The sequence below is a fragment of the Paraburkholderia aromaticivorans genome (assembly GCF_002278075.1).
Taxonomy (GTDB): domain Bacteria; phylum Pseudomonadota; class Gammaproteobacteria; order Burkholderiales; family Burkholderiaceae; genus Paraburkholderia; species Paraburkholderia aromaticivorans.
In genome coordinates this window covers 150,985-164,569 of sequence record NZ_CP022990.1, presented here as the reverse complement: position 1 = coordinate 164,569, position 13,585 = coordinate 150,985, and the positions used below count along the sequence as shown (strand labels likewise).

The following is a 13,585-nucleotide window of genomic DNA, read 5'->3' as shown; positions in this document are numbered from 1 at the left end:
CGCTTTTACCATCGGATTGTCATGAGCGAACTTCGTATCCGCGCGCTGCAAAAATCATTCGACGGCACGCCGGTGCTGCACGGCATCGATCTTTCGGTCGAGCGCGGCATGCTGCTCGCGCTGCTGGGTCCGTCGGGCAGCGGCAAGACCACCCTGCTGCGCCTGCTGTGCGGCTTCGAGCGCGCGGATGGCGGCAGTATCGACATCGACGGCCGGCGGGTGGCCGGCGACGGCCTGCATGTGCCGTCGGAACAGCGCCACATCGGCTACGTGCCGCAGGAAGGCGCGCTGTTTCCGCATCTGTCCGTGGCGCAGAACATCGTGTTCGGCTTGCCGCGCGCGCAGCGCCGCGCGCGGCATCGCGTGGCCGAGTTGCTGGAGCTGGTCGGCTTGCCGGCGAACTTCGGCGAGCGCGCGCCGCAGCAGCTATCGGGCGGCCAGCAGCAACGCGTCGCGCTGGCGCGCGCGCTCGCGCCGTCGCCCACGCTGGTGATGCTCGACGAACCCTTCTCGTCGCTCGACGCCGCGTTGCGGCTCGAAACCCGGCAAGCCGTGGCAAACGCGCTGGCCACGAGCGGCGCGACGGCCGTGCTGGTGACGCACGATCAATCCGAGGCGTTGTCGCTCGGCCATGAGGTGGCGGTGTTGTGGAACGGCCGGATGATCCAGACAGCGACGCCGGAGACGCTCTACCGCCGGCCCGTGACGCGCGAGCTGGCATCGTTCGTCGGCGAGGCGGTGTTGTTGCCGGGCGTGGTCCGGCAGGGCCGGGTGAGCTGCGAGCTGGGCGAATTGCCGTTATCCGGGCCGACCGGCCAAGGCGCGGTCGACGTGATGCTGCGGCCGGAACAGATCCGCCTGTTGCGCGGCGACGAAACGATGCCCGACGGCGCGGGGATTCATGAAGCTGTCGTCACGGCTGTGATCTTCCAGGGGCCGGACGCCAGCGTCGCGCTGCAACTGCGCTCCGACACGCGGACCATGATCCGCGCGCGCGTGCCGGGCTATCTTTGCCCGCAACCGGGCGAGCAGGTGCGGATCGCGGTGGACGGCGAAGTGACGGCTTACGCCCGCGGCTGAGCCTGGGGCCGCAGCGACAGATCCTGCATCATCTGCGCGGCCAGATAGTCGCAGGTCGGCCGGTCCGACTTCGCGCTGCGCGCCACCACGATTTCCAGCGGCGCGATCTTCGGCAAGCCTTGTGCTTCGCCCAGAATCGCGAGCCGCGGCGGCACGCTGCAACGCGTCAGCGCAATCACCGACAATCCCGCGTCCACGGTCGCCACCAGTCCCATCAGGCTCGCGCTGCTGAACGCCGCGCGATAGCGGATGCGCGCGCCGTCCAGCGCGGCGAGCGTATGCTGGCGCGCCACGCAGCCCGGCTCGTAGAGTCCCACCGGTAGCGGCGATGCGGCCAGCACCGGGGTGTCCAGCGACGCGCCCACCCACACCATCGGCTCGCTGCGCACGAATTCGCCGCGCAGCTTGCGGTCGCGCGTGACGAAGGCGAGATCGATCTTGTTGTCGGCGAGCATCGGCGCGAGCGAGGTGCTCTGCGCACAGACGATTTCGATCTCCACGTGCGGATATAGATTCGAAAAACGCCGCAACACGGGCGACAGCAGCGAGGACACGTAATCGTCCGGGGCGCCGAGCACCACCCGCCCGGTAACCTCGGGCCGCACGATCGCCGACCACGCCTCCTCATGCAGCGCCAGCACGCGCCGCGCGTATTCGAGCAGCGTATTGCCCGGCCGCGTGAGCGACAGGTTGCGCGTGTTGCGGGCGAACAGCGTGGTGCCGAGCATGGTTTCGAGCCGCTTGATCTGCATGCTGACGGCCGCCTGCGAACGATGCACGGTCGCCGACGCCTTCGTGAAGCTGCCCGTTTCGACCACCGCGACGAAAGTGCGCAGCAGATCGACGTCGAATTCGGGGTGCATGATTTATCAATTCAGCTTATGGAATTGCTCAATTTAATTCGTTTGTCGGTGCCGTGCAAGCCGCGCAATACTCGTGGCATCGGATCACGGAGCCGCTTGCGCATGTCCCTCACCCAACGCCAACATGGCGCCATCACGCTGGCGAGCGGCGGGCTGTTGATGGGCACGCTCGGCGTCTTCGTCGAGGAAGCGCGGCTCGGCGCGCTGACGCTCGTGTTCTTTCGCTGCCTGTTCGGCTTTCTCTCACTCGCCGCGTATTGCGCGTGGAAAGGCTTTTTCACGCACGCGCATTTCACGCGACGCACGGTCGCGCTGGCGCTGATCTCGGGCGCGCTGATGGTCACGCAGTGGGTCGGTTTCTTCGATGCGATTCACCGTACCGGCATCGCGGTCGCCACCGTCGTGTTTCACGTGCAGCCGTTCTGGGTCGTGCTGATCGGCGCGGCGCTGTTCAACGAGCGCCTCGGCGTGGACCGGCTCGGCTGGATCGCGACGGCTTTCGTGGGACTCGTGCTCGCGTCGGGCGTGGCGGCCACGGAGAATTTGCAAGGCCACACGAGCTACCTGATCGGCATCGGCGAAGCGCTGGCGGGCTCGGTGCTGTACGCGAGCGTCACGTTGATCGCCAAAGGGCTCGGCAGTTTACGGCCGCATCTGCTGACGCTCGCGCAGTGCGCGGTCGGTGTCGTGTGCCTGCCGTTCATCGCGCCGCTCACCGCCGTGCATATCGGCCCGATGCAGTGGTTCTGGCTGGTCGGCATGGGCGTGCTGCATACGGGGCTCTCGTATGTGCTGATTTACGGCGCGCTGCCCAAGCTGAGCACGCCCATCATTGCCGTGCTGCTGTTCGTGTATCCGCTGACCGCGATCGTAGTGGATGCCCTCGTGTACGGGCGGGCGCTGTCGATGCCGCAACTTGCGGGCATGGCGTTGATCGTGATCGCGAGTCTGGGCGTCAATCTCGGGTGGCCGTTGCTTTCGTGGCTGCAGCCTCGCGGACGGGCGCGACGCGAGGCGGATTGAGATTCGGGTGCGCCCGGCCGACGGCCCACCTCACTGCGGCAACACTTCGCCCTTCGTCTCCGGCGCAAACGGAATCACGAACAGGCCGACGATAAAAGCGAGCGCCGTCAACGCCACCGGCACGCCGAGCGTATGCATATGCAGCACCGCCGCGCCGAGCAGAAAATTGACGCCCGCGCCGACGAACCGTCCGAACGACGTGCAGAAGGCAAACGCCGTTGCGCGCACGCGGGTTTCGAACTGCTCCGGCAGCCACAAGCTGAACAGCGCAAAATTGCCGCCGAAGAACCCCAGCACGAAGAGCCACGCGATGAACGGCGCGAGTCCGTTGGGCAGGTAAAACGCCCAGCCGAAACTGCCGACGATCGCTATCGCCATGCCGAGAAAGTAGATCGCCAGCGTCTTCTTGCGGCCGATACGCTCGGCGATTGGCGGCAACGCGAGACAGCCGAGGATCGTCGCGATGGACAGCAAACCCGTGGCAAGCGACGCCGTTCTGATCGCATCGTTTTTGGCCATGCCGGCCCGGGTTGCCAGTTGAATCACGGCGGACGGTTCGTACACCGCACCCGCCCACAAGCCGATGATGGCGATGGTCAGCAGAATGCACGCGACCCAGGTGCGGCGCCGGTACACCGGCCCCATGATCTCGCGCAGCGGTTTGGTGCGGACGGTGGCCGCCTCGGCCTTCTCCCACTTCTCCGACTCCTTCACGCGCAGCAGGATCAGAATCGCGACCACCACGGGCACCGCGCCGGTCAGGAACATCGCGCGCCAGCCATAATGCACGCCGACCGTATAGTTCAGCGCCGCGGCAAGGAAGAAGCCGGCGTAGTAACCCGTTTGCAGATAACCGGCGCCCATCTTGCGACGGTCTTCCGGCCACGCCTCCGCCACGTACGTCCCGGCCAGCGCCCACTCGCCGCCAATGCCGACGCCGGCAATGAAGCGATAGATGCCGAGTTCCCACACATTGTGAGAGGTCGCCGCGAGCCCCGTGAAAATGGCGAACGTGAAGATCGTGCCGGCCAGCACCTTGGTGCGGCCGAAGCGGTCGGCGAGCGGGCCCCAGATGAACGACAGTCCCCAGCCGACCAGAAACAGCGCGAACAGGATCGAGCCGGCGAGGCCGACGTTCGCCGGCGTGGCCGCATAACCCGAGCGCGGCAGCAGTTCCGTCAAAGCCGGCGTCAACACGAGCGCGTAGATGAACGAGTCCATCCCGTCGAGCGTCCAGCCTGCCCACGCCCCCCAGAAACCCACGATCTGCGACCGATTGAGCGGCGTGCGGCGCCGCGCGGCCGACGTACGGTCGGTTAGTGAATTCATCATGCTCCTCCGGCCCAACGGTTAATGTACGTAACGGGAACGACGAGAGATGGCGCGCGCGGGATGACCCTGGAGTGTCGCTGCACCACCGGTCAGAAGACTGTGCGGGCAGAACGGCACGTCTCTTTTGCGGGTTTGCCCGCCTGTAATTCGCATCTTTTCATATATAATATTTAATATTATGAACGACGCAACAGATGGTTTTCCCCTGGACGCCCCGGCGCGCAGCCCGCTCCTACCCGCGGCGGCGCCGCGTGAAAGCACGTCCCGCCTGATCGCGGAGGCGCTGCGGGCGGCGATTGTGGACGGCACGCTCGCGCCCGGCGCGCCGCTGCGGCAGGACGCGATCGCGCGGCATTTTTCGGTCAGCGCCATTCCCGTGCGCGAGGCCTTGCGGCAACTGGAGAGCGAGGGCTGGGCCAAGGCCGCCGTGCACAAGGGCGCGACCGTCGCGCCCTTGTCGGCGCAAGAAGCACGCGAAATCTACGAGATCCGTTCCGCGCTGGAGAGCCTCGCCATCGGCCTCGCCATTCCCAATCACACCGCCGCCACGTTGCGCGAATCGGCCGCACTGTGCCGCGCCGCCGAACGCGAGGCGGACCCGTCGCAGTACGTCGCGCGCAATGTCGCGTTTCACATGAGCCTGTATGCGCCGGCGGGCCGGGCGCAACTTGAGGACATGATCGGCACGCTGCATCGGCGCGGGGAAAGATATCTGCGCCTGAAGTTCGGCTTGCCGTCTTACAAGGGCGAGTCCGACAATGAACACAGAGCCCTGCTCGACGCCGTGCAACACCGCGACATTCCCGCCGCGCAGAAGCTGGTCGTCGCGCATCTGCTCGGCACGGGCGATCTGCTTTATCGTTTTTTGACCGAACGCGCGCGGGCCGAAGCCGCGCTAGCCAATCAACCCAAGCCGCGCGGCAGACGCCCGCGCGCCGCCACCGGGAGCTGAGAGAAGCCGATGAACCGACCCGCCGAAGCCGCTGCGTCCGCAGTGTCCGCCCCCACCGCCCGTTCGTGGACCACGCGCCGCGACGAAAAGAACCGTCGCCTCGCCGCCATCGCCCCCTGGCTCGAAGACGGCGTACTGCCGGCGAACCGCATCGTCGACGCGCTCGAAACACTGATTCAACCGGGTGACCGCGTCGCCCTCGAAGGCGACAACCAGAAGCAGGCCGACTTCCTGTCCCGCTCGCTCGCCAAGGTCGATCCGCAGAAGATCCACGACGTGCATCTGCTGATTTCGAGCATTGGCCGTCCGGAGCATCTGACGCTGTTCGAGCGCGGCATCGCGCATAAAGTCGATTTCTCGTTTGCCGGACCGCAAAGCCTGCGGGTCGCGCAACTGCTCGAAGACGGCCAGCTGGAAATCGGCGCGATTTATACGTACGTCGAGTTGTACGCGCGCATGTTCGTGGATCTGACGCCGCACGTCGCGCTGCTGTGCGCGGAAAAAGCCGACCGCCACGGCAATCTGTACACCGGCCCGAACACCGAGGACACGCCGACCATCGCCGAGGCGGCCGCCTTCCGTCACGGCATCGTGATCGTGCAGGTCAACGAGATCGTCGACGAATTGCCGCGCGTCGACATTCCGGGTTCATGGGTCGACGTGGTCGTGCAGGCGGACCGGCCGTTCGCCGTCGAGCCGCTGTTCACGCGCGATCCGCGCCATATCGGCGACCTGCAGGTGCTCACCGCGATGATGGTGATTCGCGGCATCTACGAACCGTACGGCGTGAGCTCGCTGAATCACGGCATCGGTTTCGATACGGCGGCGATCGAATTGCTGCTGCCCACCTACGGCGAGTCGCTCGGCCTGAAGGGCAAGATCTGTCGCAACTGGACGCTCAATCCGCATCCCACCATGATTCCCGCGATCGAATCGGGCTGGGTCGACAGTATTCATTGCTTCGGCAGCGAAGTCGGCATGGAAGCGTATATCGAGGCGCGGCCCGACGTGTTCTTCACCGGCAATGACGGCAGCCTGCGCTCGAATCGCGTGCTGTGCCAACTGGCCGGCCAATACGGCGTCGATCTGTTTATCGGCTCGACCCTGCAGATCGATGCCGACGCCAATTCGTCGACCGTCACGCGCGGCCGCCTGGCCGGTTTCGGCGGGGCGCCGAACATGGGCCACGATCCACGCGGCCGGCGGCATTCGAGCGAAGCGTGGCTCAAGCTGCTGCGGGATCAAGGGCCGGTATCGCGCGGTCACAAACTCGTCGTGCAAATGGCCGAAACCTACAAAAAAGGCGGCGAGCCGACCTTCGTCGATGAACTCGACGCCGTCGCGGTCGGCGCGAAAAACGGCATGCCGATCGCGCCTGTCATGATCTACGGCGACGACGTCAGCCATGTCGTCACCGAGGAAGGCATCGCGCATCTGCACAAGGCCGAAGGCATCGACGAGCGGCGCGCGGCGATCGCCGCCGTGGCCGGCGTGACGCCGATCGGGCTGCGCGCCAAACCGGAGAAGACGGCGGAGCTGCGCCGGCGCGGCATCGTCGCGTATCCCGAGGATCTCGGCATTCGCCGCGGCGAGGCCAAGCGCTCGCTGCTGGCCGCGCGCAGCATCGACGATCTGGTGACGTGGTCGGGCGGCCTGTACGAGCCGCCGGCGCGCTTCAGGAGCTGGTAAGCATGGCGCCCGCTGCATTGCTCGCGCGTACGCAGGCGCCGGCCTCGTGCGCGCGCACGACACGTGCGATGCCGGCCAATTCGTACGCCGAAGTTGACGGATCCGCTGGAGGTGCCGAGGCTGGCGGAGTTGCCTGTGTTGCCGAGGCCGCCAGGATTTCGCACGCCACCGCGCGCCCCATGCGCCTCGCGCCCACGCTCGGCGACGCGCATCTCGCGCGCTACGCGGTCACCGCGCTCATCGACGAAGCGCAACTCACGCCCAAGCCCGCGCTGGTCGACCGGCGCGGCAGCGGCGCGCATCGCGACCTCGATCTCGACACCATGCTGCGCTCGGCAAACGCGCTCGAGCCGACCTTCGCGACGCTCGCTCGCGCGGCGCGCCGCCGCGGCGAGCCGTCCGCGTTGTTGCGCACCGAACTCGCGCAGATCGGCCGCGCCGGAGAACTGGCCATGCTGCGCGCCACCGGCGGCAGCAACGCGCATCGCGGCGCGATCTGGATCGTCGGCCTGCTGGTCGCGGGCGCGTCGCTGCCCGCCGGCGCCGCGCGGCTGAATGGGTCGCGCATCTGCGCGGTCGCCGCGCAGATCGCGTGCTTTCCGGATCGCTTCGCCGCGCCTTCCGACAGTCACGGCGAACGCGCGCGCCGGCGCTATCAGGTCGGCGGAGCGCGCCGCGAAGCGCAAGACGGCTTCCCGCATGTGATCGACGTAGGCCTGCCTGCGCTGCTTACGGCGCGCGAGCGCGGCATCGACGAAAACGCCGCGCGCGTCGACACGCTGCTCTCGATCATGGCGCGGCTGGACGACACCTGCCTGTTGCATCGCGCGGGGTTGCCCGGTCTGCACGCCGGACAGCGCGGCGCGCAACGCGTGCTGGACGCGGGCGGCAGTTCGACGCCCGCGGGCCGCGCCGCCCTCACCCGACTCGAACACGAATTGCTGTCGCTCAACGCATCGCCCGGCGGCGCGGCCGATCTGCTCGCCGCCACTCTCTTTCTCGACATGCTGGCGCATCACGACGCCAACGGGAGCCCAGACTCATGGAACATCTGACCTTCGACTATCCGGCGCAACGCGCCGTCACGACCCGCGCGCATGTCGGCGTGGTGGGCTCGGGCGATCTGGAAGTACTGCTCTCGCCCGCCGCGCCGGCTGGCGCACTGAGCGCGCATGTGGTCGTGCGCACCAGCGTCGACGGCTATAGCCACATCTGGAAAAGCGTGCTCGACCGCTTCTTCACGCGCTACGACGGCGCCGCGCAAATCGAAATCAACGACTTCGGCGCGACGCCCGGCGTGGTCGCATTGCGCCTTGCGGAAGCGGTCGAAGCCGCCGAACAGGGAGACGACGCATGAACACGGCGGCGAACAATCATGGCGCGCCGATGCTGCGCGAGAGTTTCATCGAACTGCCGGCACGCGAACGCGCCCGTTCGCTGCTGGATGCGGGCACCTTCCGCGAACTGCTCGGCCCGTTCGACAAGATCGAATCGCCGTGGCTGCCGTTGCAGGGCGTGGTCTGCCAGGCCGACGACGGCTGCGTAATCGCGCGCGGCACCATCGACGGCGAGCCCGCCGTGGTCGCCGCGATCGAGTCCGCGTTCCAGGGTGGCAGCATCGGCGAAGTGTCGGGCAGCAAGATCGCCGCGGCGCTCGAACTGGCCCTGCGCGACTGCGAACACGGCAAGATCGTGCGGCCCGTGGTGCTGTTCGAAACCGGCGGCGTGCGGCTTCAGGAAGCCAACCTCGGCCTCGCGGTGATCTCGGAGATTCAGGCGGCCATCGTCGCGTTGCGCCGCCATGTGCCGGTGGTCGGCGTGATCGCGGGCATGGTCGGGTGCTTTGGCGGCATGTCGCTGGCGGCCGCGTTGTGCTCGTATCTGGTCGTGACGAAGCAAGGGCGTCTGGGCATGAACGGCCCCGAAGTGATCGAACAGGAAGCCGGCATCGAGGAACTCGATGCAAGCGATCGCCGCCGCGTGTGGCAACTGATCGGCGGCGAACAGCGCACCGCGACCGCGCTTGCCGATCAACTGGTCGACGACGACGCCGACGCGATCCGCGCCGCCGTGCGCGCGGCCTTCGCGCAAGGCGTGCCGGCGGCGCATCGCAGCGAACAGGTCGACACTTTCCTCGACCGGCTTGCACGGATCGATCCCGCCAGCGTCACCCCGGATACCATGCGTGACGTGTTCAATCGGCACGCGCAAACCGAATCGCGCAAGGAGCAAGCATGAGCGATGCACAACTGAGCCGCGGCGCGCGCTGGTTCCAGGCGCTGGCCGGCGAATCGACGAGCCCGGCCCCCGTGTTGAGCGGCGACGCGCAACTCGGCGGCGAGACCGCGCATTTTTTCTCGGTGGTGCCCGATCCCGCCAACCGCTTTGCGCGCGCGACCGATAACGTGGTCGGCCTCGAACAGGGCTGGCGGCTCGCGCGCGCCGTGCGCGGCGCGATCGCGCAAGATGCGGCGAGCGGCACGCGCCGCCCGATCGTCGCGATCGTCGATGTGAAAAGCCAGGCCTACGGCTATCGCGAAGAGATGCTCGGCATTCACCTCGCCTGCGCGGCGGCTGTCGACGCCTACGCGGCCGCCCGCGAGGCGGGTCATCCGGTGATCGCGCTGATCGTCGGACCGGCGATGTCGGGCGCCTTCCTCGCGCACGGCTATCAGGCCAACCGCATCGTCGCGCTCGACGCGCCCGGCACCATGGTTCACGCGATGGGCAAGGAAGCCGCCGCGCGCGTCACGCGCCGCACGGTCGAAGCCCTCGACGCGCTCGGCGAAACCATCGTGCCGATGTCGTACTCGATGGCGTCGTTCGCCAAGCTCGGCCTGCTGGACCAGTTGATCGACGGGATCGATGCAGACGCGCCCGACGCCGCGCAGATCGAGCGCGTGCGCCAGATGTTGAACGAGCAGATTCGCAGCGTGCGCGACGACGGCCGCCGCAATCTCGCGCATCGGCTGGAATCGGCGGCGGCGCAGAAGAACCGCGCGGCGTCGATCGAAGTGCGCCGCCGCCTTGCCGAACAATGGGATGCCGCGTGATGCAAGTGTGCGCCGCGCCGCCGTTTTCAAGCGACCGCGCGTTGTCGTGCGATGCGCGCTGGCGGCCGCATGACCTGTTGCGTTTGCAACGCTTGCAGGCGTTCGATGGTGAACCGTCGTGGGTGCGCGAGGCTTTTGAACGCGCGCCGTATGCGGTGGTCAGACGCGCGCTGGCGGGCGACGGGTTTGTCGCGATCGGTCTGCGCGGCGTCGGCCGGTCGCAGCGCTACGGCACGTGGGCATCGTCCGCCGACGTGGTGAGCGCCGTGTCGCCTGAAGCGCTCGCTTTGTCGTGCACGCCGCTCGAAGGGCGCAACGCCCTGCCCGCTTTCGCCGCGCTCACCGCGTTGCAGAACGACGCGGCCGGCCCGTTGAGCGCCTTCGCGTGGGGACCGACCGGCAGCGCCGGTTTCGAACTGGCGACGCACGTGCCGGCAGTGACGGCATCGAGCGATCTCGATCTGCTGATCCGGGCCCACGACCAACCGCTTGCACCAAGTGTCGCAAGCGGACTGCGGGACTATCTGCAAGCGCTCGCGCAACGCGTCGGCGTTCGCGTCGATGCGCAACTGGACACGCCCGCCGGCGGCGTGGCGCTCGCCGAGTGGGCGGCGGGCAAACCGCGCGTGCTGGCACGCCACGCGCGCGGCCCACAATTGATCGCCGATCCCTGGGCCGTCACGGCTCACGGGGGCGACGCCTGATGCTCGCGCTGCTGTTCCCGGGCCAGGGCGCGCAGACCGAGGGGTTCCTGCATCGGCTGCCCCAGCATCAAGCAGTGCTCGACACGCTCGAGGAGGCGTCGCGGGTGCTCGGCGTCGATGTACTCACGCTGGACACGCCGGACGCCCTGCGCTCGACCGTTGCGGTGCAGATCGGCTTGACGGTCGCGGGCGTGGCGATCACCCGCGCGCTAGCCGACGAACAGCTCGTGCCGGAGATCAGCGCGGGCTTATCGGTCGGCGCCTACCCGGCGGCAGTGAGCTGCGGCGCGATTCACTTCGAAGACGCGCTGAAAATGGTCCGCCGCCGGGCCGAGTTGATGGAAGCCGCGTACCCGTGCGGCTACGGACTCGCCGCTATCGTGGGTTTGACCGAGCATCAGGTGGAAACACTCGCCGCGCGGCACGCTGCTGACGCCCGGCAGCATGTCTATATCGGCAATGTGAACGCGCCGCGCCAGATAGTCATAGCCGGCGCGAACCACGCGCTCGACGCCTTCATCGCTCTCGCGCTTGCCGCCGGCGCGCGCAAGGCCACTCGCCTCGCGGTCAGCGTGCCGTCCCATTGCGAGCTGCTCGCGCAGGCTACCGACGAGTTGGTCGCTTACGCCAGCGACGTGCCCTTCCATACCCCGCAAGGCATCTATGTCGGCAATCGCGGCGGCCGCCCTTTGTACACGGCGGATGCGATCCGCGACGATCTCGCGACCAATATGCGTTACACCGTGCGCTGGTTCGACGCGCTCACGGTCATGCAGGAATTGGGCGCGCACGTGCTGATCGAAACGCCGCCGGGCCAGGTCTTGACCGATATCGCTCGCGAACACTTTCCGGATACCGCCGCGCTCGCCGCCAGCAGCTTCGCGTTCGATCGGCTCGTGGCCACTGCGCGACGGCGTCTCGACGCGCACTGAATGAGCCACGGCGAATTCGTCAGCATGCCTCAGCGTTTCCCGATCAACTGGCGCCCCATCGCCTTCGCATACTGATCGCACGCGTTGCGCGCGACACGCGATGCCGCGAGCACGCCGACGTCGGCATCGTCGCGGTAGTACATCGCGACGTCGATCGGCGGCGGCAGGGGCCGCACCTGCAATTGCCCGAGTTCGCCACGGCTCAGATAAGGCTCGACGAATAGAGCGGGCACGGCCGCAATCCCGTAACCGTCGCGCACCAGTTTGACGATCACCGCGACCGACGGCATGCAGGTCACCTGGGTCTGCGCGAGCGGCACGCCGGCGCGCCTCGCGAGCGCCTGCACGATCGTTTCGACCGCCACTTGAGGCGCGGTGCCACGTCCGAACGTCAGCACGGGCTTGCTCAACAAGGTCTGCACATGTTTCGCGCGGCTGGCCGGTATCAGATCGCTGCGCGCGATCCAGCGCACGGGATAGCTCGCCAGCAAGGTCGAGACGATCGACGCTTCGTGCTCCGCCGTTTCTTCCACCTGAATCACCAGGTCGAGTTCGCCCGCGCGCAAACGCGGCCCGAGTATCGCGCTCGAATCGACCGTGAGGTCCACGACGATGCGGTTGTACTCGAGATTCAGCATCCGGATGTAGTCCGGCAGCCAGCTATGCACCACCGTCTCGATCACGCCGAGGCGCAAGCGCGTCGCCACTTGCGTCTCGTCCTGCGCGGCCAGTTGCAGCGAGCGCGTGGCCTGCACCACCGAGCGCGCATGCGCGAGCAGCCGCTCGCCATTCGCGGTGAGCTGAAAGTCCGGGGCGTCGCGCTCGATCAACTCGACGCCCAACTCCGCTTCGAGCGTCTTGATGCGCAGCGAAATCGCGGCGGGCGTCGCGTGCATCGCGGTGGCGGTCGCGCGAAAGCTGCCCAGGCGGGCGAGCGTCAGAAAGGTTTCGACAAAGCGGGTATTCATTGCGGAGCTCGCTCAACAGCGGTGGGATGCACGCGATCATCGCCGCAAACCGGCTGCGGCGCTGTTAAGTTTAATTTAACGAAACGCAATAAAAACTCGCTGGATGGATATTTTTGACGTTACTAATCTGGGTCCCGACGCTGAAGCCTTTCGGCCACGCGGTCCACCTGGAGCCGAGCAGTTCATGTCCTACACGCCTTCCGAGTTTCGTCAGCAGATTCGCAGCCGCCGATTGTCAGGCCCCACCGCCGGCTATTGCGGCGACTACGCGCAAGCCAATCTCGCGATTCTGCCCAGTCAATACGCCGGCGATTTCCTGCGGTTCTGCACGCTCAACCCGAAGGCGTGTCCGCTGCTGGGCATCGGCGAACCGGGCGACTGGCGCGTGCCCGCGCTCGGCGCCGATCTCGACATCCGCAACGACGTGCCGGCGTTTTATGTGTACCGGCATGGCGAGCGCGCCGAGGAAGTGCGCAGTCTCGACGAATTGTGGCGCGACGATCTGGTGGTGTTCGCAATCGGCTGCTCGTTTTCCTTCGAAGAAATGTTGCGGCGCGAAGGCATTGCGTTGCGTCATATCGAACAGCAGGTCAACGTGCCGATGTATCGCACGCACGAGCGCAACGTGCCAGCCGGCGTGTTCGGCGGCAACCGCGTCGTGTCGATGCGGCCGATGAAAGCCGCCGACGCCATCCGCGCGATCCAGATCACCAGCCGCTTTCCCGCCGTGCACGGCGCGCCGGTCCATATCGGCGATCCGGCGCTGATCGGCATTCGCGATCTGGCGCGTCCCGATTTCGGCGACGCCGTCGAGGTGCGCCGCGACGAACTGCCCGTGTTCTGGGCTTGCGGCGTCACGCCGCAAGCCGCCATCGAAAGCGCGCGTCTGCCGTTCGCGATCGCGCACAAGCCGGGACACATGCTCGTCACGGACATTCCCAACACCACGCTCGCGGTGCTGTAGCCACGGCGTTCATCTCCTCACCCGC

General features: G+C 67.2%; 14 protein-coding genes. 11 read left to right on the top strand and 3 right to left on the bottom strand.

The window, feature by feature from the left end:
• Positions 1-21: 21 nt before the first annotated feature.
• Positions 22-1,080 carry an ABC transporter ATP-binding protein gene (locus CJU94_RS20540; RefSeq protein ID WP_095420568.1) on the top strand — a complete coding sequence of 353 codons (1,059 nt, stop codon included), beginning with the start codon at positions 22-24 and terminating at the stop codon, positions 1,078-1,080.
• On the opposite strand, the gene CJU94_RS20535 is transcribed toward CJU94_RS20540, so the two are convergent.
• Positions 1,065-1,943, bottom strand: coding sequence for a LysR family transcriptional regulator (locus tag CJU94_RS20535; protein ID WP_095420567.1), 879 nt, complete (start codon positions 1,941-1,943; stop codon positions 1,065-1,067). The genes CJU94_RS20540 and CJU94_RS20535 overlap by 16 nt on opposite strands.
• 102 nt (positions 1,944-2,045) lie before the next feature.
• Here CJU94_RS20535 and CJU94_RS20530 point away from each other — a divergent pair, with 102 nt between their 5' ends.
• A complete protein-coding gene (locus CJU94_RS20530) occupies positions 2,046-2,966 on the top strand; it encodes a DMT family transporter (RefSeq protein ID WP_095420566.1) in 921 nt (306 codons plus the stop codon).
• Between the two features lie 30 nt (positions 2,967-2,996).
• Here the strand turns inward: CJU94_RS20530 and CJU94_RS20525 are convergent, their stop codons facing one another.
• Complete coding sequence (locus CJU94_RS20525) at positions 2,997-4,295, bottom strand: MFS transporter (RefSeq protein WP_208645413.1); 1,299 nt, start codon at positions 4,293-4,295, stop codon at positions 2,997-2,999.
• Between the two features lie 181 nt (positions 4,296-4,476).
• Between CJU94_RS20525 and CJU94_RS20520 the strand changes: the two genes are divergently transcribed.
• The 8 genes from CJU94_RS20520 to mdcH are packed head-to-tail and all read left to right on the top strand — an operon-like array spanning position 4,477 to position 11,628.
• The gene (locus tag CJU94_RS20520) at positions 4,477-5,250 is read left to right on the top strand and encodes a GntR family transcriptional regulator (RefSeq protein WP_095420564.1); all 774 of its coding nucleotides are present in this window, start codon (positions 4,477-4,479) and stop codon (positions 5,248-5,250) included.
• 9 nt (positions 5,251-5,259) lie between these two features.
• Entirely contained in the window at positions 5,260-6,939 is a 1,680-nt protein-coding gene (gene mdcA / locus CJU94_RS20515) for a malonate decarboxylase subunit alpha (protein ID WP_095420563.1), read from the top strand.
• A 2-nt stretch (positions 6,940-6,941) separates the two neighbouring features.
• The gene (locus CJU94_RS20510) at positions 6,942-7,994 is read left to right on the top strand and encodes a triphosphoribosyl-dephospho-CoA synthase (RefSeq protein ID WP_095420562.1); all 1,053 of its coding nucleotides are present in this window, start codon (positions 6,942-6,944) and stop codon (positions 7,992-7,994) included.
• Positions 7,982-8,296: a malonate decarboxylase subunit delta gene (locus tag CJU94_RS20505; protein WP_095420561.1), complete on the top strand. Its 315-nt coding sequence runs from the start codon at positions 7,982-7,984 to the stop codon at positions 8,294-8,296. Before CJU94_RS20510 ends, CJU94_RS20505 begins: the two co-directional genes overlap by 13 nt.
• Positions 8,293-9,177: a biotin-independent malonate decarboxylase subunit beta gene (locus CJU94_RS20500; protein ID WP_095420560.1), complete on the top strand. Its 885-nt coding sequence runs from the start codon at positions 8,293-8,295 to the stop codon at positions 9,175-9,177. The genes CJU94_RS20505 and CJU94_RS20500 overlap by 4 nt, the downstream gene beginning before the upstream one ends.
• Positions 9,174-9,992, top strand: coding sequence for a biotin-independent malonate decarboxylase subunit gamma (gene mdcE, locus CJU94_RS20495; RefSeq protein ID WP_095420559.1), 819 nt, complete (start codon positions 9,174-9,176; stop codon positions 9,990-9,992). The genes CJU94_RS20500 and mdcE overlap by 4 nt, the downstream gene beginning before the upstream one ends.
• Positions 9,992-10,696, top strand: a complete 705-nt coding sequence (locus CJU94_RS20490; RefSeq protein WP_095422714.1) for a malonate decarboxylase holo-ACP synthase — start codon at positions 9,992-9,994, stop codon at positions 10,694-10,696. Before mdcE ends, CJU94_RS20490 begins: the two co-directional genes overlap by 1 nt.
• On the top strand, positions 10,696-11,628 hold the full coding sequence (gene mdcH, locus CJU94_RS20485) for a malonate decarboxylase subunit epsilon (protein ID WP_095420558.1): 933 nt from the start codon (positions 10,696-10,698) through the stop codon (positions 11,626-11,628). Before CJU94_RS20490 ends, mdcH begins: the two co-directional genes overlap by 1 nt.
• A 29-nt stretch (positions 11,629-11,657) precedes the next feature.
• On the opposite strand, the gene CJU94_RS20480 is transcribed toward mdcH, so the two are convergent.
• Positions 11,658-12,596 carry a LysR family transcriptional regulator gene (locus CJU94_RS20480; RefSeq protein WP_095420557.1) on the bottom strand — a complete coding sequence of 313 codons (939 nt, stop codon included), beginning with the start codon at positions 12,594-12,596 and terminating at the stop codon, positions 11,658-11,660.
• Between the two features lie 184 nt (positions 12,597-12,780).
• On the opposite strand from CJU94_RS20480, the gene CJU94_RS20475 reads away from it, so the two are divergent.
• A complete protein-coding gene (locus CJU94_RS20475) occupies positions 12,781-13,560 on the top strand; it encodes a putative hydro-lyase (protein ID WP_095420556.1) in 780 nt (259 codons plus the stop codon).
• Positions 13,561-13,585: the final 25 nt, after the last annotated feature.